The sequence below is a fragment of the Imhoffiella purpurea genome (genome assembly GCF_000585215.1).
Classification (GTDB): Bacteria; Pseudomonadota; Gammaproteobacteria; order Chromatiales; family Chromatiaceae; genus Imhoffiella; species Imhoffiella purpurea.
In genome coordinates this window covers 36,095-57,123 of sequence record NZ_AONC01000009.1, presented here as the reverse complement: position 1 = coordinate 57,123, position 21,029 = coordinate 36,095, and the positions used below count along the sequence as shown (strand labels likewise).

Annotated in this window: 17 protein-coding genes and 1 pseudogene; 13 read left to right on the top strand and 5 right to left on the bottom strand. The window is 66.7% G+C overall.

Annotation, left to right across the window (positions count from 1 at the left end; genetic code table 11):
• The first annotated feature begins 36 nt into the window (after positions 1 to 36).
• From aceE to modC, 9 genes and pseudogenes are all read left to right on the top strand, one after another.
• Positions 37 to 2,691, top strand: coding sequence for a pyruvate dehydrogenase (acetyl-transferring), homodimeric type (aceE, locus tag D779_RS03130; RefSeq protein WP_043749281.1), 2,655 nt, complete (start codon positions 37 to 39; stop codon positions 2,689 to 2,691).
• Positions 2,573 to 4,018: pseudogene (gene aceF / locus D779_RS03125) on the top strand (dihydrolipoyllysine-residue acetyltransferase); the annotation flags it as partial. The gene aceE and the pseudogene aceF, both read left to right, overlap by 119 nt.
• A gap of 225 nt (positions 4,019 to 4,243) precedes the next feature.
• A complete protein-coding gene (gene lpdA, locus D779_RS03120) occupies positions 4,244 to 5,950 on the top strand; it encodes a dihydrolipoyl dehydrogenase (protein WP_043749278.1) in 1,707 nt (568 codons plus the stop codon).
• Positions 5,951 to 6,076: 126 nt separating this feature from the next.
• On the top strand, positions 6,077 to 6,664 hold the full coding sequence (locus D779_RS03115; protein ID WP_043749478.1) for a Uma2 family endonuclease: 588 nt from the start codon (positions 6,077 to 6,079) through the stop codon (positions 6,662 to 6,664).
• A gap of 117 nt (positions 6,665 to 6,781) precedes the next feature.
• Entirely contained in the window at positions 6,782 to 7,198 is a 417-nt protein-coding gene (locus D779_RS03110) for a hypothetical protein (protein ID WP_043749276.1), read from the top strand.
• Between the two features lie 197 nt (positions 7,199 to 7,395).
• On the top strand, positions 7,396 to 8,208 hold the full coding sequence (locus D779_RS03105) for a TOBE domain-containing protein (protein WP_043749273.1): 813 nt from the start codon (positions 7,396 to 7,398) through the stop codon (positions 8,206 to 8,208).
• A gap of 134 nt (positions 8,209 to 8,342) precedes the next feature.
• Complete coding sequence (gene modA, locus D779_RS03100; RefSeq protein WP_081763297.1) at positions 8,343 to 9,083, top strand: molybdate ABC transporter substrate-binding protein; 741 nt, start codon at positions 8,343 to 8,345, stop codon at positions 9,081 to 9,083.
• A 121-nt stretch (positions 9,084 to 9,204) separates the two neighbouring features.
• Complete coding sequence (gene modB / locus D779_RS03095) at positions 9,205 to 9,894, top strand: molybdate ABC transporter permease subunit (RefSeq protein ID WP_043749271.1); 690 nt, start codon at positions 9,205 to 9,207, stop codon at positions 9,892 to 9,894.
• Positions 9,891 to 10,973 (top strand): molybdenum ABC transporter ATP-binding protein, encoded by a 1,083-nt coding sequence (gene modC / locus D779_RS03090; protein ID WP_043749269.1) that lies wholly within the window; start codon positions 9,891 to 9,893, stop codon positions 10,971 to 10,973. The genes modB and modC overlap by 4 nt, the downstream gene beginning before the upstream one ends.
• A gap of 24 nt (positions 10,974 to 10,997) precedes the next feature.
• Here the strand turns inward: modC and D779_RS03085 are convergent, their stop codons facing one another.
• The 3 genes from D779_RS03085 to D779_RS03075 all read right to left on the bottom strand — a co-directional run bounded on the left by D779_RS03085 (position 10,998) and on the right by D779_RS03075 (position 13,185).
• Entirely contained in the window at positions 10,998 to 11,663 is a 666-nt protein-coding gene (locus D779_RS03085) for an ABC transporter ATP-binding protein (protein WP_043749266.1), read from the bottom strand.
• A 1-nt stretch (position 11,664) separates the two neighbouring features.
• Complete coding sequence (locus tag D779_RS03080) at positions 11,665 to 12,789, bottom strand: ABC transporter permease (RefSeq protein WP_043749264.1); 1,125 nt, start codon at positions 12,787 to 12,789, stop codon at positions 11,665 to 11,667.
• Positions 12,790 to 12,930: 141 nt separating this feature from the next.
• The gene (locus tag D779_RS03075) at positions 12,931 to 13,185 is read right to left on the bottom strand and encodes a nitrogen fixation protein NifZ (RefSeq protein WP_043749262.1); all 255 of its coding nucleotides are present in this window, start codon (positions 13,183 to 13,185) and stop codon (positions 12,931 to 12,933) included.
• A gap of 216 nt (positions 13,186 to 13,401) precedes the next feature.
• Between D779_RS03075 and nifU the strand changes: the two genes are divergently transcribed.
• Both nifU and nifS read left to right on the top strand, forming a co-directional pair.
• Complete coding sequence (gene nifU / locus D779_RS03070; RefSeq protein ID WP_043749259.1) at positions 13,402 to 14,298, top strand: Fe-S cluster assembly protein NifU; 897 nt, start codon at positions 13,402 to 13,404, stop codon at positions 14,296 to 14,298.
• A 130-nt stretch (positions 14,299 to 14,428) separates the two neighbouring features.
• Positions 14,429 to 15,655 (top strand): cysteine desulfurase NifS, encoded by a 1,227-nt coding sequence (nifS, locus tag D779_RS03065; RefSeq protein ID WP_043749256.1) that lies wholly within the window; start codon positions 14,429 to 14,431, stop codon positions 15,653 to 15,655.
• Between the two features lie 164 nt (positions 15,656 to 15,819).
• Here nifS and D779_RS03060 read toward each other — a convergent pair whose 3' ends face one another.
• Positions 15,820 to 16,650, bottom strand: coding sequence for a DUF599 domain-containing protein (locus D779_RS03060; RefSeq protein WP_232424056.1), 831 nt, complete (start codon positions 16,648 to 16,650; stop codon positions 15,820 to 15,822).
• Between the two features lie 54 nt (positions 16,651 to 16,704).
• Entirely contained in the window at positions 16,705 to 17,694 is a 990-nt protein-coding gene (locus D779_RS03055; protein WP_043749254.1) for a tetratricopeptide repeat protein, read from the bottom strand.
• Between the two features lie 165 nt (positions 17,695 to 17,859).
• Here D779_RS03055 and D779_RS03050 point away from each other — a divergent pair, with 165 nt between their 5' ends.
• Entirely contained in the window at positions 17,860 to 19,590 is a 1,731-nt protein-coding gene (locus D779_RS03050; protein WP_043749252.1) for a sensor histidine kinase, read from the top strand.
• Positions 19,587 to 20,987 carry a sigma-54-dependent transcriptional regulator gene (locus tag D779_RS03045; protein WP_043749250.1) on the top strand — a complete coding sequence of 467 codons (1,401 nt, stop codon included), beginning with the start codon at positions 19,587 to 19,589 and terminating at the stop codon, positions 20,985 to 20,987. The genes D779_RS03050 and D779_RS03045 overlap by 4 nt, the downstream gene beginning before the upstream one ends.
• Positions 20,988 to 21,029: the final 42 nt, after the last annotated feature.

The following is a 21,029-nucleotide window of genomic DNA, read 5'->3' as shown; positions in this document are numbered from 1 at the left end:
CGTATCGACCGCTTGGAACGCATTCCTGGAAACGCTATGACGAACAAGCCCGACATCGACCCTCAAGAGACGCAGGAATGGCTCGATTCGCTCGATGCCGTTCTGGAGAACGAAGGCATCGAGCGTGCCCATTTCCTGCTGGAGCGCCTGATCGACAAGGCGCGCCGCTCCGGGGCCTATCTCCCCTACAGCGCCAACACCGCCTACCTGAACACCATCCCGGTGCAGAGCGAGCAGCGCTTTCCCGGCGATCTGGCGATGGAGCGGCGCATCCGCTCGCTCGCGCGCTGGAACGCCATGGCCATGGTCGTCCAGGCCAACCGCCTCTCGACCGAGCTGGGGGGACACATCTCCAGCTTCGCCTCATCGGCCACGCTCCTCGACGTCGCCTACAACCATTTCCTCCATGCCCGCACCAAGGATCACGGCGGCGACCTGGTCTTCTTCCAGGGCCACTCGGCGCCCGGCATCTATGCCCGCGCCTTCCTCGAGGGACGTATCAGCGAGGAACAGCTCTACAACTTCCGCCAGGAGGTGGACGGCAACGGTCTCCCCTCCTATCCGCACCCCTGGCTGATGCCGAACTTCTGGCAGTTCCCCACGGTTTCCATGGGGCTCGGCCCCCTCATGGCCATCTACCAGGCGCGCTTCATGCACTATCTGCGCGACCGCGGACTGGCCAACACCGCCAACCGCAAGGTCTGGGCCTTCCTCGGCGACGGCGAGATGGACGAGCCCGAATCGCTCGGCGCCATCTCCCTGGCCGCCCGCGAACGCCTCGACAACCTGGTGTTCGTGGTCAACTGCAATCTGCAGCGTCTCGACGGCCCGGTGCGGGGCAACGGCAAGATCATCCAGGAGCTGGAGGCGGTCTTCCGCGGCGCCGGCTGGAACGTCGTCAAGGTGGTCTGGGGCCGCTACTGGGATCCGCTCCTCGCCCGCGACAAGCAGGGCCTGCTGCTCAAGCGCATGGAGGAATGCCTCGACGGCGACTACCAGGCCTACAAGGCCAAGGGCGGCGCCTATACCCGCGAGCACTTCTTCGGCAAGTATCCCGAGCTGAAGGAGATGGTCGCCAACATGACCGACGACGACATCTGGCGTCTCAACCGCGGCGGCCACGACCCCATCAAGGTCTTCAACGCCTATCTGGCCGCGATGCAGACCCAGGGACAGCCGACCGTCATCCTCGCCAAGACGGTCAAGGGCTACGGCATGGGCATCGCCGGCGAGGGCATGAACATCACCCATTCGCAGAAGAAGATGGGCGAGACCGCGCTCAAGGCCTTCCGCGACCGCTTCAACATCCCCATCTCGGACGACCAGATCGGCGCCGCGCCCTTCTACAAGCCGTCGGCGGACAGCGAGGAGATCAAATACCTGCACCAGAGACGCGAGCAGCTCGGCGGCCCCCTGCCCGCGCGGCGCGACGAGGCCCCGGCGCTCGAGGTCCCGGAGCTCGACGCCTTCCAGGCACTGCTCGAGGGCACGGGCGACAAGGAGATGTCGACCACCATGGCCTTCGTGCGCCTGCTGACGCTGATCGTGCGCGACAAGCGGATCGGCAAATACGTGGTTCCCATCGTCCCGGACGAGGCGCGCACCTTCGGCATGGAGGGCATGTTCCGCCAGCTCGGCATCTATGCCTCCCAGGGCCAGCTCTACGAGCCGGTCGACTCAGATCAGGTCATGTACTACCGCGAGGACAAGAAGGGTCAGATCCTCCAGGAGGGCATCAACGAGGCCGGCGCCATGTCGTCCTGGATCGCCGCGGCCACGGCCTACGCCAACCACGGCCAGAGCATGATCCCCTTCTACATCTACTACTCCATGTTCGGCTTCCAGCGCATCGGCGACCTGGCCTGGGCGGCGGGCGACATGCGCGCGCGCGGCTTCCTCATCGGCGGCACCGCCGGGCGCACCACGCTCGCCGGCGAGGGGCTGCAGCACCAGGACGGCCACAGCCCCATCATGGCCTCGACCATCCCCAACTGCGTCGCCTACGATCCGGCCTACGCCTACGAGATGGCGGTCATCGTCCAGGACGGCCTGCGCCGCATGTACCAGGAGAAGGAGAACATCTTCTACTACATCACCGCGATGAACGAGAACTACGTCCATCCGGCGATGCCCGAGGACAGCCGCGAGGGCATCCTGCGCGGCATGTACCGCCTGCGCAGCGGCGAGGACCTCGGCCACCGCGTCCAGCTCCTGGGCGCCGGCACCATCCTGCGCGAGGTCGAGGCCGCCGCGGAACTGCTGGAGAAGGACTTCGACGTCGGCGCGGACGTCTGGAGCGTCACCAGCTTCAACGAGCTGAGACGCGAGGGGATCGAATCCGAACGCTGGAACATGCTGCATCCCGACCGGGAACAGCGCACCACCTACGTCGAGTCCCAACTGGCCGGGACGCGTGGCCCCATCGTCGCCGCGACCGACTATATCCGGGCCTATGCCGATCAGATCCGTCCCTACGTCCCCCGGCGCTACCTCGTCATGGGAACGGACGGATTCGGCCGCAGCGACATGCGCAGCCAGCTCAGAAAATTCTTCGAGGTCAACCGTTACTACATCGCGGTCGCCGCACTCAAGGCACTGGCGGACGAGGGAGAGATCCCCGCGACGAGGGTCTCCGAGGCCATCGCCAAGTACCGCATCGATCCGGACAAACCGAACCCCGTCAGGGTTTGAGCGATCCGGAACAACAGGCCTAGGAGGACAACGCGTGTCAAACGTCGAAGATATTCTGCTGCCCGACATCGGGGACTTCTCCAATGTCGAGGTGATCGAGATCCTGGTCGCCCCCGGCGACCGGGTCGATGCCGAACAGTCGCTGCTCACCCTGGAGAGCGACAAGGCGACCATGGAGATCCCCGCGCCCCGGGCGGGGGTGGTCGAAAAGCTGCTGGTCGAGATCGGCGATCAGCTGAACGCGGGGGATCCGATCCTGAGCCTCGCGGCCAGCGACGACCGGGAGGCCGAGGTCGCGGAACCCGATCAGGCGACCGAGCCGGAACCGGAACCGAAACCCGAGCCGCCCAAGCGCGCCCATGGGGAGGCCGAGCCGCGCCCGGCGCCCGTGCGGCCGCGCCCCGAGGACATGGCCGCGATCGCCAGGGGCCGCAAGGCACACGCCAGCCCCGCGGTGCGCCGCTTCGCCCGCGAGCTGGGCGTGGACCTGGGGCGCGTCAAGGGCTCCGGCCCCAAGGGACGCATCACCAAGAACGACGTACAGGGCTTCGTCAAGCAGGTGCTCAGCCAGGGTCCCGAGACCGGAATGGACTCGGGATCGGCCTTCCATCTCCCGGGCGCGCCCGAGGTCGATTTCTCGCGCTTCGGCCCCGTCGAGACCGAGGAGCTGCCACGGATCAAGAAGATCAGCGGCAAGCATCTGCACCGCTGCTGGCTGACGGTGCCGCACGTCACCCAGTTCGAGGAGGCCGACATCACCGAGTTGGAGGCCTTCCGCAAGGGACGCAACGCGGATACGGCCAAGCAAGGGGTCAAACTGACCTTCATGCCCTTCCTGCTCAAAGCGGTCGCCACCGCGCTCGATCGCATGCCGATCCTCAAGGCGTCCCTGAGCGCCGACGGCGAGCAGCTGGTCATGAAGCGCTACACCCATATCGGAGTCGCCGTGGACACGCCCAAGGGTCTGCTGGTCCCCGTGGTGCGCGATGTCGACAAGAAGGGACTGACCGCCCTCGCCGCCGAACTGGGCGAACTCAGCGCCAAGGCCCGGGAAGGCAAGCTGCTGCCGGGCGACATGCAGGGCGGCTGTTTCTCCATCTCCAGTCTCGGCAGCATCGGAGGGACGGCCTTCACCCCCATCGTCAACGCGCCCGAGGTCGCCATCCTCGGCGTCTCGCGCTCCGAGATGAAGCCGGTCTGGGACGGCCAGCAGTTCGTGCCGCGGCTCGTGCTGCCCCTCTCGCTCTCCTATGACCACCGCGTGGTCGACGGCGCCGACGGGGCACGCTTCACCGCGCTGCTCCGCAATCTCCTGGGCGATATCCGGCAGCTGCTGCTCTGACCGGAGCCGAATGACGCCCAGCCCATCTCGGCCGGAATCCGCGAAGGCTCCCGATCGGAGGGAGAGGCTCGCGGATTCCGACCGACGGGCCACCCGACAAGACGAATCCCGGAAGCGATTTCACCTTAGGATGGACGATCGTTTAGGATTGACGCCATCGAATCGTCCTACCACCCAGGGCCCAAGACGCCCAAGAGAGAAGCATTTCCCATGAGCAACAGCATCGAGGTCAAGGTCCCGGACATTGGCGATTTCAAGGACGTGGAAGTCATCGAGGTATTGGTTTCGCCCGGCGACCAGGTGACCAGGGAGGCGTCGCTGATCACGCTCGAAAGCGACAAGGCGACCATGGAGATCCCGGCCCCGCATGCCGGCACCATCGGGACGATCGGCGTCAAGGTCGGCGAGCGCGTCTCTCAGGGCGATCCCATCCTGACGTTGGAGGTCGACCCCGAGGCCCTGGCCGCCGAGGCATCGAGCGAATCCGCCCCAGCCGCCTCCGAATCGGTCGACATGGTCACCGAGGTCGTGGTCCTGGGCGCCGGCCCGGGCGGCTACACGGCCGCCTTCCGCGCCGCCGATCTCGGCAAGAAGGTCGTCCTGATCGAGCGCTACGACACCCTCGGCGGCGTCTGTCTCAACGTCGGCTGCATCCCCTCCAAGGCACTGCTGCACACGGCCCAGATCATGGAGGAGGTCAAGACGCTCGGCAGCATGGGCGTGACCTACGGCGAGCCCGAGGTGGATCTCGACAAGATGCGCGCCGGCAAGGACAAGGTGGTCGCCAAGCTGACCGGCGGTCTCACCGCCCTGGCCAAGCAGCGCAAGGTGCAGGTGGTTCAGGGGACCGGCCGCTTCGAGTCGCCCAACCGCATCGGGGTCGAGACCAAGGAGGGCCGCGTCGGCATCCGCTTCGATCACTGCATCATCGCCTGCGGATCCTCGCCGCTGAAGATCCCGGGCTTCCCGCATGACGACCCGCGCGTCATGGACTCGACCGACGCGCTGGCGCTGGCCGATGTCCCGGCCCGCATGCTGATCGTCGGGGGCGGCATCATCGGACTGGAGATGGCGACCGTCTACAGCACCCTGGGCTCCCGAATCGACGTGGTCGAGCTCAAGAACCAGCTGATGCCGGGCGCCGACATGGATCTGGTCCGCGCCGTCGAGAAGATCATCAAGAAGCGCTACGACAAGATCAAGCTCGAGACCAAGGTCGCCAGCATGAGCGCGACGCCCGAGGGCATCAAGGTCGTCTTCGAGGGCAAACATCCGGGCGAGGAGACCTACGACAAGGTCCTGGTCGCGGTCGGCCGCCTGCCCAACGGCAAGCTGATCGACGCGGAGGCGGCCGGGGTCCAGGTCGACCAGCACGGCTTCATCAAGGTCGACGGCCATCAGCGCACCAACGTGCCCAACATCTACGCCATCGGCGACGTGGTCGGCGGCCCCATGCTGGCCCACAAGGCGACCCACGAGGCCAAGGTGGCCGCCGAGGTCATCGCCGGACTGCCCGCGCTCTTCGACCCCATGACCATCCCCTCGGTCGCCTACACCGACCCCGAGGTCGCCTGGATGGGGCTCACCGAGACCAAGGCCAAGGAGCAGGGCATCCCCTACGAGAAGGGCGTCTTCCCCTGGGCCGCCAGCGGACGCGCACTCGGCATCCATCGCGACGAGGGTCTGACCAAGCTGCTGTTCGACCCCGAGACCAAGCGCATCCTGGGCGCCGGAATCGTCGGGCCCAACGCCGGCGAGCTCATCGGCGAGGCGGTGCTGGCGCTCGAGATGGGCGCCGACATGGAGGACATCGGACTGACCATCCACCCGCACCCGACCCTGAACGAGACCATCGGACTGGCGGCCGAGATGGCGCACGGATCCATCACGGACATCATGCCGCCGAAGAAGCGCTGAACCCTTTGCGGGAATCGCTTTCAAGACGAAGGGTTTGCGGTGACATTCGGGAGGGGCAACCCTCCCCTCCTGAGGCATCCATGGCGAAACCGCCGGGATGTGCCCTCAAACAAACAGGAGGTGTCCATGACGAACACGGCGGAAAAGATCGGTATCGGCCGGGATGAGTATCTGGCCGGAGAGCTGGAATCGCCGGTCAAGCACGAATACCTGGCCGGGCAGGTGTTCGCCATGGCCGGCGCGAGCGAGGCCCATGTCACGATCTCTCTCAACCTTGCATCCCTTCTACGCCCCCATGTCAGAGGCGGTCCCTGTCGCGTCTACATGGCGGACATGAAGGTCCGCGTCGAGGCGGCCGATGCCTTCTTCTATCCCGACGTCTTCGCCACCTGCAGCGAGGCGGACGCGGCCCTGACCTATTTCAAGGAATCGCCGACGCTCATCGTCGAGGTCCTGTCCAGCTCGACCGCCGCCTTCGACCGCGGCAAGAAGTTCGCCCACTACCGCCGGCTCGACTCCCTGCGCGAATACGTCGTCATCGATCCGGACCTGATGTCGGTCGACGTCTTCCGCCGCAACGAGGCCGATCAATGGGTTCTGATCCCATTCGCCGAAGGGGACCAGGTGGAGCTGACCTCCATCGATTTCTCCACCCCCATCGAGACCATCTACGAAGACGTCGATCTCACCGAACTACCGAACAGCACCACGTGAGCCAGGCCATTCGCTGGATGGACAACCTGCGCATCCAAGGCACCCACCAAAAAAGGCATGATTTTCGCTTGAGTTACTGGGATACGGATTCGACACTCATCCCAGCGAGGTCCAGCGATGCCCGCTCCACGCCTGATCATGTACCACAAGCACCCCACCAGCGCCCGGACCCGGTTCCTGAAGCTGCCCTACGGAGGGGTCTGCGGATTCGAGGCACTGCCCGAGGGCGCGGAGCTGACATCCGGGGGCGAATCCGAGAACCTGGTCTCGCACCCCGCTCCGCTGCTGCGCGCGGCCGAGACCCAGCTCGGACTGCCCAGCGGCGCGCTCGAGGCCGAGAGCGGCTACCGCTGCAGGGTCGGCTGGAACGATGGAACGGCCGACATCTATCTGGCCCGCTTCACCAGCATCGATCCGCCCTTCGAAGAGGCCACGACGCACGGCAGCACCTTCATCGATCTGACACAGGCGCGCAATTTGCCGCCAGTCGAGCTGGCACTGCTGCGACTCGCCTACGAGCGCATCCTCGGCTGAGATACCCGGCACCGGAAGCCGGGGTCGAATGCGAGGATTGTCGGATTTATCTCCCTGAACCCGGGGACCGTCGACAACCCGACAATGAATCCACTCTTGAACGAGCGATGAGACGGGTTCGGCTTCCATGCGACGCGCATATCGTTATAGCATAGGATACACAGCGCATTCTTGGCCCAGCCCCCGAAAGCATCGGCATGACTGACTCCATCGAACAGGATCTCTCGACCAGCGGCACCCTGCGGCTCGACATGAAGGAGCACCGCTTCGTCGGGCACGGACGCATCGATCTGCTGCGCCGTATCGCCGAAACGGGCTCCATCTCGCAGGCGGCCCGGACGATGGGCATGTCCTACAAGCAGGCATGGGACTCGGTCGACGCCATGAACAACCTCTCCGCACAGGCATTGGTGCAACGGCGCACCGGCGGACGCCACGGTGGAGGAACCGAGCTGACGGACGAGGGACGTCGCCTGATCGCGGTCTACGAGGCGGCGGAACGCGAACACAGACGCTTTCTCGAGCGCCTCAACGAGAGCATCAGGGACTTCGACCGCTTCGAGTCACTATTGGGGGTCCTCAACATGAAGGTCAGCGCCAGAAACCATTTGCGCGGACTCGTCTCCGAGATCAAGACGGGCCCGGTCAACGCCGAGGTCACACTCGATATCAACGGCACCCCATTGGTCGCCATCGTCACCAACGAGAGCGTCCAGTCACTCGGACTGGCCCCCGGTGTCGAGGCATTCGCGCTCATCAAGTCCTCCTTCGTGATCCTGGCCACGGAGGACGGGGGACTCAAGACCTCGGCGCGCAACCGGCTGTGCGGCACCATCGAGCGCATCAACAGCGGTGCGGTCAACACCGAGGTGGTGGTGGCCCTGGACGGCGGCGCGCGACTGACCGCCATGATCACCAACGAGAGCGTCCAGGAGCTGGCACTGAGCGAGGGGAAGAGGGCCTGCGCTCTCATCAAGGCGCCCCACGTCATCCTGGCGGTGAGCGGCTGAGCCCCTACCCGACGGCCCGATCAAAAGACGCCGCGAGCGGGTCATCAGTGCACGCGAACGCGCTTTTTTGCACACCGTTATATCCATATAGACATTTCGCTTTTCAATCACAACCCTCGACTGGAGAATCGCCCATGAAGATCATGAACAAGACCCTGGCCGCCATCCTGCTGGCGGGCACCAGCACTCTGACCCTAGCGGACGAGGTCAAGGTCGCGGTCGCCGCCAACTTCACCGCCGCGATGAAGGAGATCGCCGCCGCGTTCGAAAAGTCGAGCGGACACACCACCCAGGTCAGCTTCGGTTCGTCCGGCAAGCTCTACACCCAGATCGTCAACGGCGCCCCCTTCGAGGTCTTTCTGTCCGCCGACCAGGCCCGTCCCCAGAAGCTGGTCGAGGAAGGCGCGGCCAGCGGCGAGTTCACCTATGCCGTGGGTAAATTGGTCCTTTGGAGCACCGATCCCGAGCTCATCGGCGATGGCCCCGAGGTGCTGAGCGGCGACAAGTTCGAGAAGCTGGCGATCGCCAACCCCAAGACGGCCCCCTATGGCGCCGCCGCGGTCGAGGTGATGAAGTCGCTCGGTCTCGCGGAGAGGCTCCAGCCCAAGCTGGTCCAGGGCGACAACATCGCCCAGACCTATCAGTTCGTCGCCACCAAGAACGCCGAGCTCGGATTCGTCGCCCTGGCCCAGACCGTGAAGGACGGCAGCGGCTCCAGCTGGACGGTGCCAGAGGATCTCTACAGCCCCATCCGTCAGGATGCCGTGCTGCTCGAGAAGGGCGAGGGCAACGCGGCCGCGGCGGCCCTGATCGAGTATCTCAAGGGGCCGGAGGCGCAGGCCGTGATCGAGAAATACGGATACGGGGTAGAATGATCTCCCGATCGCCCCTGATCGCCTGAGCTTCAGAGGGGTCCGATAGGGATCGGCCATTTCGTAACAGGCCGGTCCCGCCCCGCTCCCAAGACGACTCTCGAATCGCAGGAACTCCCATACAGTGACGCTCGACCTCGCCCCGCTGTGGCTGACCCTCAAGCTGGCCAGCCTGACCACGGCCCTGCTGCTGGTGGTCGGAACCCCGATCGCCTGGTGGCTCTCCCAGACCCGCTCGCGGATGAAGCAGGTGGTGGCGACGCTGGTCGCCCTGCCCCTGGTGCTGCCGCCGACCGTGCTCGGCTTCTATCTGCTGCTCCTGCTCGGACCGGCCGGCCCCATCGGCAAGCTCACCGACGCGCTCGGCCTGGGCACCCTGCCCTTCACCTTCGCCGGCCTGGTGGTGGGATCCGTCATCTATTCCATGCCCTTTCTGGTGCAGCCGGTCCACAACGCCTTCGAGGCGATCGGCTCGCGCCCCCTGGAGGTGGCGGCCACCCTGCGCGCCTCGCCGCTGAACCGCTTCTTCAGCGTTGCGGTGCCGCTGGCGCTGCCGGGACTCCTGTCGGGCGCCATCCTCGCCTTCGCCCATACGGTCGGCGAGTTCGGCGTCATCCTCATGATCGGCGGCAACATCCCGGGCGAGACCAAGGTGCTGTCGATCGCCATCTACGACCATGTCGAATCGCTCGAATGGACCCAGGCGCACTGGCTCGCGGGCGGCATGGTGCTCTTCTCCTTCCTGGTGGTCCTGAGCATGAATCTCCTGGGCCAGCGCATGCGACAGATCGGACAGGACCGAGTCAGCACATGATCGAATTGGACGTCGCCTTCCGGCTCGACCGGGGCAACTTCACCCTCGACGCGGCCTTCACCGCGCCCGGCATCGGCATCACCGCCCTGTTCGGACGCTCGGGCTGCGGCAAGACCAGCATCCTGCGCTGCGTCGCCGGACTGGAGCGGGCCTCCGGACACTGCCGGCTCGACGGCGAGACCTGGCAGGACGATGCCGAGGACATCTTTCTCGAGACCCATCGCCGCCCCATCGGCTACGTCTTCCAGGAGGCCAGCCTCTTCAGCCACCTGTCGGTTCGGCGCAACCTGCAATACGGCATGCGCCGCGTGCCCGCGACCGAGCGTCAGATCGACTTCGACGAGGTCGTCGACCTGCTCGGTATCCGCGCGCATCTCGACCGCAATCCGAGCGGTCTCTCCGGCGGCGAGCGCCAGCGCGTCTCCATCGCCCGGGCGCTGCTCACCAGCCCGCGACTGCTGCTGATGGACGAGCCGCTCTCGGCGCTCGACCACACCAGCAAGCAGGACATCCTGCCCTACCTGGAGCGCCTGCACGACAACCTGCGCATACCGGTACTCTACGTCAGCCACTCGCCGGACGAGGTCGCCCGGCTCGCCGACCGCATCGTCCTGATGCGCGAGGGACAGGTGCAGGCGGTGGGTCCGGCCATCGAGATTCTGTCGCGTCTCGACCTGCCCCTGGCGCAGGACACGGAGGCGAGCGCCCTCGTCGAGGGGCATGTGCGCGACCACGACGACGCCTACGAGCTGAGCCGGATCGAGATCCCCGGCGGGACGCTCACCATGGGCCGTCTCGACCGCGCCTCGGGAGACCGGGTCCGCCTGCGCATTCACGCCCGCGACGTCAGCATCGCCGTCGGCGAGCCCGAGAGGTCCAGCATCCTGAACGTGCTGCCGGCCCGCGTCCTCGAGATGCATGAGATCGACCGCTCGCATCTTCTGGTGAAGCTCTGCACCGCCGGCGAGCCCCACCCTCCCCTGCTCGCCCGTATCACCCGCTATTCGCGCGACCGCCTCAAACTGGAGCCCGGACAGGAGGTCTTCGCCCAGGTCAAGGCCGTAGCGCTGATGGACTGAGCCGCGCGCACCGAGGGGGCCGAATCAGAGGATCCGGCCGTCGAGCATCTCCACGACCCTGTCGGCGCGCGCGGCGACGCCCGGGTCGTGCGTCACGATCACCAGGGTCGTGTTCAATTGACGGCAGCGCGCGAGCAGGGCGTCCAGGATCAGCCCGGCGTTCCTCGAGTCCAGGCTGCCGGTCGGCTCGTCGGCCAGGACGATGGGGGGCTCCATCGCCAGGGCGCGGGCGACGGCGGCGCGCTGACGCTCGCCGCCCGAGACCCGGGACGGCATGGACCCGGCGCGGTGCTCCAGGCCCATCTCGGCGAGCAGTGCCATGGCGCGCTCGCGGCGCTTGCGGCGCCCGAGGGCGGTCGTCATGAGCGGGATCTCGACGTTCTCGCACAGCGTCAGGTCCGGGATCAGATGGTGGAGCTGGAACACGAACCCCAGGTAGCGCCGCCGGTAGAGACAGGCGGGACCCAGCTCGGCCAGCGGACGGCCGTCGATGCGGATCTCGCCGCGCGTCGGCGACGCCAGTGCGCCGATGAGATTCAGAAGGGTGCTCTTGCCGCATCCGGAGGGGCCGGTGATGGCACAGACCTCGCCCAGCCGCACCTCCAGGCCGACGCCGTCCAGGGCCTTGATCAGACCACCATCGAAGTGCTTGACGAGCCCATCGGCGCGAATCATTGGGGTTGGATCCATGCTATTCGTATCCGATCGCGGTCGCCGGCTGCAAACGGGTCGCGAAGACCGCCGGATAGCAGGCGCCCAGGGTGGCGAGCAGGACGGAGAGGCCCAGCGACTGGGCGAAGAGCGCCAGGTCCGGCGAGACCGGGATCCAGCCCGGCGCCATCGCCGGCAGCATCGTCAGCATCCACAGCAGCGGATAGGCGCAGAGGAAGCCCAGGAGCCCGCCGATCAGGCCGAGCAGCCCCGCCTCGGTCAGGATGAGACGCAGGATCATGAGGCGCGACCAGCCGACGGCCATGAGGATGCCGATCTCGCGGGTACGCTCGCTGATGGCCATCAGCATGGTGTTCAGGATGAGGACCCCGCTCAGGAGCAGAACGATGGCCGAGACCGCCATGACGAAGCCGTCGATCATGCTGATGGCGCGGATCTGACGGCCCAGCGAGGTGGCCGGAAAGGCGTGGAGACCGGGGAAGCGCTCGCCGATCCGCTGGACGAGCGGACCGACCATGCGCTTGTCCTCGACCTCGACCAGCAGCAGATTCACCTGGCCGGCGCGGGAAAGAAGCCGCTGGGCGTCCGCGACATCGATCATGGCGCCACCGTCCAGAACGCCCTGGCCCAGCCAGTAGATGCCGCTGACCCTATAGGAGCGCGTGCCGCCGATCTCCAGTCTGTCTCCGACATCCAGCTTCAGACGGCGCGCCGCGAGACGTCCCAGGACCAGTTCGCCCGCGCCCGGGCGATACATGTCGCCCGCGATCAGACCGCCGCCGAGCCATTCTCCTGCCGCCCGATAGGTCTCCGGGGCGGAGACCCCGAACAGCAGCAAATAGGGGAGTCCGGCGGCCTTGACCGACCCCACGACCAGGGACGAGGTCGCCGCGATCCCGGGCAGACGCCGAAGCTCGGTCTCGGCGGTCTCGGGGATGCGGGACAGCGTGGGGGTCGCGGCACCGCGCTGCTCGACCAGGATGTCGATCCGGCTCTGGACGACGCCCTGATCGAGCTGCCGCTTCAGATCGCGGCTGACCGCGGAGAGGGAGACGAAGAGCGCGACGCTACCGGCCACCCCGATCAGGGTCAGCAGGGTGCGCAGCCGGGTGCGACGCATGTGGCGCAGGGCGATGCGGATCATGGGACCCGCCCCGGAACCCGCGTCGGAAAATGGATGGCCAACATCGATCGAACCTCGACTGAGACTGCAGATCCTTATACCGGAGCGGCCCGGCGCGATCCATCGTGGATCGGGGCGCGCAGCCCCGTCCGATGTCGCCGTTCACTCGGAGGACGGGCTCAGCTCCTCCAGCCAGCAGCCCGTCGGCGGCCCCAGCACCAGATCCTCGCCCTCGAAGCGCACCAGATAGAGCTCGCGATCCGGGCTCTCTTCCAGATGCCCGATATTGACGACGACGCCACGCGTCCCCGCCTTGGCGATGAGGGCGTCCTCGGGCACGTCCGGAATGCCGCCGTCGTTGAAGATGTCGGCTGCGGCGAACACCATGTCGCCGGGGTTGATCTGGGTCATGTTCATCTTGGACTCCTTTTGTAGGTTTTATCACTCGGCGCGGTGTCGCGACTGTTTCAGAGACGACAAAGAAATCCCCGCCGATTTGAAAATTGTCAATGAATCAGTGGATTCGAGGCTTACGAAAATATGGCATAGGCTTTGCTGAATCATCGTCATCAGCATTTTGCAAGACTCAAGCCATGCGCCGCGGGCGCCAGCCAACGACTCAGGAGACAAGCCATGTGGGAGTACTCTGAAAAGGTTCAGGAACATTTCTTCAGCCCCCGCAACGCGGGGGCCGTCGCAGACGCCAACGCGACCGGAGACGTCGGCTCGCTGTCCTGCGGCGATGCCCTGAGACTGACCCTCAAGGTCGACCCCGAAACCGAGGTCATTCTAGAGGCAGGCTTCCAGACCTTCGGCTGCGGCTCCGCCATCGCCTCCAGCTCCGCGCTCACCGAGATCATCAAGGGCAAGACCCTGGACGAGGCCCTGAAGGTCACCAACCAGGATATCGCCGACTATCTCGACGGTCTGCCTCCCGAGAAGATGCACTGCTCGGTCATGGGCCGCGAGGCACTGCAGGCCGCGGTCGCCAACTATCGCGGCGAGGAATGGAAGGACGATCACGAGGAAGGCGCGCTGGTCTGCAAGTGCTTCGCCGTCGACTCGGTGCTGATCGAGGAGACGATCCGCAGCAACAAGCTCACCACGGTCGAGGAAGTGGTCAACTACACCAAGGCGGGCGGCGGCTGCTCCGCCTGTCACGAGGGGATCGAGGAGATCCTGGCCGGCGTGCTCGCCGAGTCCGGTCAGACCTTCGCCCCCTCGGCCAAGTCGGTCGCCGTCGCCATGCCGACCCCGCCGGCCAAGATGACCAACCTCCAGCGCATGCACCGCATCGAGACCGTCCTCGAATCCATCCGCCCCACCCTGCAGCGCGACCACGGCGACGTGGAGCTGGTCGACATCGACGGCAAGAACGTCTACGTCGACATGAAGGGCGCCTGCGCCGGCTGCCAGATGGCCTCCGTGACTCTGGAGGGCATCCAGGAGCGCATCATCGACGAGCTGGGCGAATTCGTGCGCGTCCTGCCGTCCCAGGCCATGCCCAGGGCCGAGCGCGCCTACGGGTGAACCCAGCTTTCAGCCTCCAGCGGCCAGCCTCCAGCGATCGCGCCAGCCTGCGCTGGCGATCCGGCCCTGACGAGCGCGCCTGAATCGATCGACGCGAAGCACTAGACCACGAACCAGCAGGGCCAGAACCATGAGCACCGATACCGGAATCCAAGGGATCTATTTCGACAACAATGCCACCACCATGGTGGACCCAGAGGTCGTCGAGGCCATGCTGCCCTTCTTCACCGAGCAGTTCGGCAATCCCTCTTCGATGCATCTGTTCGGCAACAAGGTCGGGCTCGCGATCAAGAAGGCGCGGGCGCAGGTCCAGGAACTGCTCGGCGCCGAGCACGACTCCGAGATCGTCTTCACCTCCTGCGGCACCGAATCGGACTCCACCGCCATCCTCTCCGCGCTCAAGGCCCAGCCGGACCGCAAGGAGATCATCACCACGGTGGTCGAGCATCCGGCCGTGCTGGCGCTCTGCGAGCACCTGGAGAAGGAGGGCTACAAGGTCCATTACCTGGAGGTCGACGGCAAGGGCCGGCTCGACCTGGACGTCTATCGCGGCCTGCTGACCGACCAGGTCGCCATCGTCTCGGTCATGTGGGCCAACAACGAGACCGGCACCCTGTTCCCGGTCCTGGAGATGGCCGAGATGGCCCGTGAGGCCGGCGTCCTCTTCCACACGGACGCGGTGCAGGCGGTCGGCAAGGTGCCGATCGACCTCAAGAGCTCGGCCATCGACATGCTCTCGCTCTCCGGGCACAAGCTGCATGCCCCCAAGGGCATCGGCGTGCTCTATCTGCGCCGCAACACCCGCTTCCGCCCGCTGCTGCGTGGCGGTCACCAGGAACGCGGGCGCCGCGCCGGTACCGAGAACACCGCCTCGATCGTCGCGCTCGGCAAGGCTTGCGAGCTGGCGATGGAGCACATGAGGCACGAACAGACGATCGTCCGCCAGCTGCGAGACCGGCTCGAGCAGGGCATCCTGGAGGCCGTCCCCTACTCCTTCGTCACCGGCGATCCCGACAACCGGCTGCCCAACACGGCCAACATCGCCTTCGAGTACATCGAGGGCGAGGCCATCCTGCTGCTGCTCAACAAGCTCGGCATCGCCGCCTCCAGCGGCTCGGCCTGCACCTCGGGCTCATTGGAGCCCTCGCACGTGATGCGCGCCATGGGCATTCCCTACACCGCCGCCCACGGCACCACCCGCTTCTCGCTCTCGCGCTACAACACCATGGCCGAGGTCGAGCGGGTCATCCAGGCCGTCCCGCCGATCGTCGCCCAGCTGCGCAAGCTCTCGCCCTACTGGAGCGGTCAGGGTCCGGTCGAGGAGCCGGAAAAGGCGTTCGCACCGGCCTACGCCTGATTCGATTTTCCTCGAGAACGATCACGAGGGGCGCCTGCGCCCCTCGCATTCGACCGGCCACAGACCTCGGACATCGAATGGATAGGCGGCCTCCCTGCCGCCTCCTCCACCCCCCGACCGATCGGTGAATCCTGCCGTCCGGAATTCGGCATTCCGAGACCGGTTCAGCGCGAAACCTTGCCGAAGAGATTCGTGACCCGCGCCCCTTCTTGATGGAGCCTCTCCCCGCCCGTCTCCTCGGAACGCCCATCCTCGTCGTCGACCTCGGGCGAGCGGTCGATATGGTAGAGCACGACCACCAGCGCGACGCTGGAGAGCAGCAGGGCATAGGACCCGAATAGCCAGAACACCAGCGGCACCGAGACGTAATAGGAACGCATCCCCAGGCTGTAATAGTGACCGCTGCGATTGAGCAGCCGGGCCACGTAGCTGGGACTGATGGTGGGATTGCGGTTGGGACCCGCGTTGATCAGATAGCCGACATGGTTGTACATGCGCAGGGCCTGCGAGAAGCAGAAGAAGGCCCAGAAGAAGTCGACCAGCAGCGCCAGCAGCTTGAGATGCCCGAGACGGATCTGGGCCTGGCCGTCGTGCAGCGAGCTCAGCAGACTGTCGCCGAGATCCGTCTGCTGCATGAGGTTCAGCACCCCCATGATGAGCAGGATGGCGGTGCTGGCGAGGAAGGTGGCCGCCATGGTCGAGTTGCGCAGGGTCTGAACGGCGAGCACCTCCTGTCCGGGACGGTCCATGAGACTCTGTACCCAGGAGGTCCGCGCCTGCTTGTTGATCGACTGGATAGTGTAGGCGCTGTCGTGACGCAGCCGCAGACGCAGATAGAGATGGTAGCCCAGGATGAGCGACAGGCTGATCAGCACGGCCGAGGCGTCCTCCCGGCCCATGATTCCGCCCGTCCACCGCAGGATCCCCCCGATGGAGTCCTGGTTGACCTGAGCGGCGAGCAGGTCGCTGCCGTGCGCCATGAGATGTGTCGACATGATGGATCCTTTCCGGAAGCGGGGTGTTGAAGACGAACCTGTGATGAAGGGGGATCAGCGATGGACGGCACCATCGGGTGCGCTCAGCGCGACGAGACGGAGCGGCGCGTCAACGGTCGCCGAGGCCGACTCCACCGAGGAATCGATCCGCGCCAGCGCCTGACCGGCGAGCCGGCTGCCGCCATCGGCCGCGCGCCTCAACCAGGCGACGGCCTTTCCGGGATCGCGCGGCATGTCCCAGGCACCGCTCAGGTAGCGCAATCCCAGCCGATACTGGGCGAGCTGGTCGCCCTGCTCGGCCCGCGTCCGCAATGCGTCCAGACTCTGCGGCTCGGTGCTCGTCCGCCCGAGCAGATGCGCGAGCGAGGAGACCGCCGCGAAGGTCAGCGAATGCAGACGCCCGGCCAGTACCTCCAGCACGCCTGAAGCACTGGGCTCCCGGGCCGCGATGTCTTGCTGCCGATAGAGCCGATCGAGCGCGGCGCGAGCCTCCGGCACACCCTGGGCCGACGCCTTCTCGAACCACTGCCGGGCCTCCTGCGGCCGACCGTCCTCGAGCAGCTGCCTGCCGAGCCGCAGTTGGGCGTCGGCGTTGCCCGAACGGGCGGCGATCAGCCACCAGCGTTCGGCCGAATCGGCGCTCGGAGCCATGCCGACGCCCTCGGCATAGAGCTTCCCGAGCGCGTCCGCGGCATAGGCGCTGCCGTTCTCGGCGGCACGGGTGAGCCACTTCAGGCTGGCCTCGGGATCCCGGTCGAGCCCATCGCGACCGTCGCGGTAGTCCAGGCCGAGCTGCAGTTCGGCCCCCGGGCTTCCCCGCTCGGCCATGGCGGTCAGTACCCCGGCCTCGTCGGCGGGTGGGTGTCCAGAGGTGACGATGAGCGTCATGAAGAGGATGCCGACACCGGCGATCCCGGCCAGCGCCAGACGCGCGGCAGGACCGATATTCGAATCATGGTCGGGCCGCCGTCCGTTCGGTCGGGATCCGTGCGGAACGGACCAGTCTTTGCGAAGATGAAGGGCATGCATGAAGAGTGTGCTCATCGCTGAGAAATCATTGCCCTTCGATTAATCAAATTTCATGCCACGCACACCCAAACATGACAAACACTTTGAAATCAGATCGCTGCAAGATCCACCCGAGACCGACCCCGCTCGGCCGAAGCCCCCGAATCCCTCGTGAATCGTAGCGACCCCCGCGTTTTGTCGATGCCTTTCCCGCGCACCAACCGTCTGCAGCGCAAGGTGCTGCTGATCATCGTCGCCATCGTCCTGGCACCCATGGTCGTCACCGGAGGACTGTCCGCATCCTGGATCAGCGCACGCATGGAGGCCTCCATCGAGCAATGGATCCGCGAGGCCGCGCGGCTCGACCAGACGGCCATCGAGGGTCTGCATCACAACGCCCGGCTGCTCGCGGACGTGCTCGACGAGACGGGCCGGGGACGGATCGACCTGACTCCGGGCCGCTCGCCGATCCCGAAACGCCTGGAGCCACTGGCCGAGGAACTGCGCATCAACCTCGTCCAGGTCTATGGCGAAGCCGGCGAGCTGCTCTATTCCTCGCGTCCGGCCAGGCTTGCGACCTCCTGGAAGCCGGGACAGGACAGCGCGGTCGTCAAGGTGACCCAGGGGTCGGAGAACCGTCTGGCGGCCATCACCATCGTGCGCATCCCCAAGGATGCGGAACGTCATCTCCGACTGGTCCTGGGCACCCTCTTCGACAAGGCCCTGCTGGACCGGCTCGGGGCCATGAGCGGACTCAAGACGCGTCTCTTCTATCCCCGCCAGGGCGATTTCGCCAAGGCCTTCTCTCAGGACGACCAGCGGCTGCAACTGCCCGCGGCCGGGCTGGAGCGGCTGGCGCTGAAGCAGGATTTCTACAGCCGCGAGGCCGAGGGCGGCGCCTACAGCGGACTCTATACCCCGCTGGTCGACGCGACCGGACGGGTCGAGGCCGTGCTCTTCACCGGACTGGCCCATGGCCATGGGGGCGGAGAACTGCTGACCGATCAGGGCACCCTGATCCTGGTCGTGGTGCTGGCCGGAAGCCTGCTGGCGCTGGGGACCGGGCTGCTCCTGAGCCGGCTCGTGGTCCGTCCGGTCGAGTCGCTGCACCAGGGCGTCATGCGGCTAGCGGCCCAGGATTTCCGCGCCCAGATCCCGGTGCGCTCGCATGACGAACTGGGCGAGCTGGCGCGCGCCTTCAACGCCATGGCCGTGAGCCTGCGCGAGGCGCGCGACGCCCAGCGCCGCGAGCTGCAGCGCGACAAGATCGCCGCACTGGGCGAGCTGTCCCTGGCCATGGCACACGAGATCCGCACGCCCATCGGCGTCGTCAGCACGGCCTCCCGACTGCTGGAGACCAGCCGGGATCCCGAGCGCACCAGTGAGCTCAGACGCATGATCCGCGAGGAGAGCCAGCGCATCGACCGCCTGCTGAACGACTTCCAGCAGCTGGCCCGGCACGGCCATCCCGATCCCAGGCCGCTGGATCCCACGGCGCCTCTGGAGCAAGCGGTGGCCGTCTGTCTGGCCGGCCGCGAGGATGTCCGGGTCGGCCGCGACTACCGGCACGGTGGTGCACGCATCCTGGCCGACGCCGAGCTGCTGCGTCAGGCCTGGACCAACCTGATCCGCAACGCCATCCAGGCCATGGGCGAGGACGGCGGCGAGCTGACACTCGAATCCTGGCTCGATCCCGAGGGGATCGGCGTGAGTCTGCGCGACAGCGGACCCGGCGTGCCCGTGGAGATCATGACCCGGCTCTTCGAGCCCTTCTTCACCACCAAGCCGCAGGGCAGCGGGCTCGGCCTGACGCTCGCCAACACATTGGTCGAGGCCAACGGCGCCCGGCTCGAGCTGGTGCCGGACGGCGGCCGGGGCGCCTGTTTCGCGATGCGCTTCCAGCCCGCCTCGGACCCGGAGGAGACCCGATGAGCGAGCCGCGAACACTGCTCGTCGTCGACGACGAGCGCAACATGCGCATGGTGATGCAGATGGCCCTCGAAGAGGCCGGCTACCGGGTGCTGACCGCCGAGCGCGGGGACGACGCCGTCGGCCTGCTGCGCGATCCGGATCTGGCCGTGGTGCTCTCCGACCTCAAGATGCCGGGTCTGAGCGGCGGCGAACTGATCGCCCGGATCCAGCAGGAGCGCCCCGAGGTGCCGGTGATCGTCATCACCGCCTACGGCTCCATCCGCTCCGCCGTCGAATGCATCCAGGCCGGGGCGAGCGACTATCTGACCAAGCCCTTCGAGCCCGAGGAACTCCAGTTCGCCGTGCGCAGCGCCCTGCGTCTGCACGATCTGATGCGCGAGAACCGCCAGCTCCAGGCCAGGGTCAGCGACGCCCAGCGCAGCGCGCGCCTGGTGGGTGAAGGCCCGGCCATGCAGCGGCTGCGCGAGCAGATCGGCCAGGTCGCCCCCTACAAGACCAACATCCTCGTCACCGGCGAGAGCGGCACCGGCAAGGAGGCCGTGGCCCGCGCCATCCACGAGACAGGCCCGCGTGCCGATCGGCCCTGGGTCGCCATCAACTGCTCGGCGATCCCGCGCGATCTCATGGAAAGCGAGCTCTTCGGCTACGTCAAGGGCGCCTTCACCGGCGCCGCACGCAGCCGGCTCGGCCGACTGGAGCAGGCCGACGGCGGGACGCTCTTCCTCGACGAGATCGGGGACCTGGAGCCGCCGCTCCAGGCCAAGCTGCTGCGGGTCCTCCAGGAACGCGAGTTCTCGCCCCTGGGCAGCGACGCCATCCGCCGCGTCGACGTGCGGATCATCGCCGCCACCAACCGCGACCTGGCCCAGCTGGTGGCGGAGGGCCAGTTCCGCGAGGACCTGCTCTACCGGCTCGACGTCTACAACATCCGGGTCCCGCCCCTGCGCGAGCGGCGCGAGGACATCCCGCTCCTGGCCGCGGCCTTCCTCGACGAGCTGCGCGCCGAGATGGGCAAGCCGGCGACCGGATTCACCAACGAGGCGCTGTCCGAGATGGCCCGGCACGACTGGCCGGGCAACGTGCGCGAGCTGCGCAACGCGGTCGAACGCTCGCTGCTGAGCTGCCGGGATGGGCGCATCCAACCCGAGGATCTGCCCGACCGGGTCAGACGAGGCGCCGCATCCAATGCCGCCAGCCCGGCAGAGGAGGCGCCGCTGGACGCAACCGGTCTGGACGACTGGCTCGCCGAGGCCGAGCGCCGTCGGATCGTCCAGGCGCTCGAGCAGACCGACGGGATTCAGGTCCAGGCCGCGCGCCTGCTCGGCATCAGCGAGCGCAGCCTGTGGCACCGGCTCAAGAAGCTCGACATTCGCGTCGATCGGTCGGTGCGAGGTTGAGCCTTTGCCGGACGCCCGAGTCACGCATCGCTCGGTTGCATC

Excerpts from the sequence above, each read along its gene's own strand:
- nifU (WP_043749259.1), top strand. The coding sequence starts at position 13,402 with ATGTGGGAGTACTCTGAAAAGGTTCAGGAACATTTCTTCAGCCCCCGC.
- D779_RS03080 (WP_043749264.1), bottom strand. The coding sequence starts at position 12,789 with ATGATCCGCATCGCCCTGCGCCACATGCGTCGCACCCGGCTGCGCACC.
- nifS (WP_043749256.1), top strand. The coding sequence starts at position 14,429 with ATGAGCACCGATACCGGAATCCAAGGGATCTATTTCGACAACAATGCC.
- D779_RS03075 (WP_043749262.1), bottom strand. The coding sequence starts at position 13,185 with ATGAACATGACCCAGATCAACCCCGGCGACATGGTGTTCGCCGCAGCC.
- D779_RS03050 (WP_043749252.1), top strand. The coding sequence starts at position 17,860 with ATGCCTTTCCCGCGCACCAACCGTCTGCAGCGCAAGGTGCTGCTGATC.
- D779_RS03115 (WP_043749478.1), top strand. The coding sequence starts at position 6,077 with ATGACGAACACGGCGGAAAAGATCGGTATCGGCCGGGATGAGTATCTG.
- D779_RS03045 (WP_043749250.1), top strand. The coding sequence starts at position 19,587 with ATGAGCGAGCCGCGAACACTGCTCGTCGTCGACGACGAGCGCAACATG.
- modA (WP_081763297.1), top strand. The coding sequence starts at position 8,343 with ATGAAGATCATGAACAAGACCCTGGCCGCCATCCTGCTGGCGGGCACC.
- D779_RS03060 (WP_232424056.1), bottom strand. The coding sequence starts at position 16,650 with ATGTCGACACATCTCATGGCGCACGGCAGCGACCTGCTCGCCGCTCAG.
- D779_RS03055 (WP_043749254.1), bottom strand. The coding sequence starts at position 17,694 with ATGAGCACACTCTTCATGCATGCCCTTCATCTTCGCAAAGACTGGTCC.
- aceE (WP_043749281.1), top strand. The coding sequence starts at position 37 with ATGACGAACAAGCCCGACATCGACCCTCAAGAGACGCAGGAATGGCTC.
- D779_RS03085 (WP_043749266.1), bottom strand. The coding sequence starts at position 11,663 with ATGGATCCAACCCCAATGATTCGCGCCGATGGGCTCGTCAAGCACTTC.
- modC (WP_043749269.1), top strand. The coding sequence starts at position 9,891 with ATGATCGAATTGGACGTCGCCTTCCGGCTCGACCGGGGCAACTTCACC.
- lpdA (WP_043749278.1), top strand. The coding sequence starts at position 4,244 with ATGAGCAACAGCATCGAGGTCAAGGTCCCGGACATTGGCGATTTCAAG.
- D779_RS03110 (WP_043749276.1), top strand. The coding sequence starts at position 6,782 with ATGCCCGCTCCACGCCTGATCATGTACCACAAGCACCCCACCAGCGCC.
- D779_RS03105 (WP_043749273.1), top strand. The coding sequence starts at position 7,396 with ATGACTGACTCCATCGAACAGGATCTCTCGACCAGCGGCACCCTGCGG.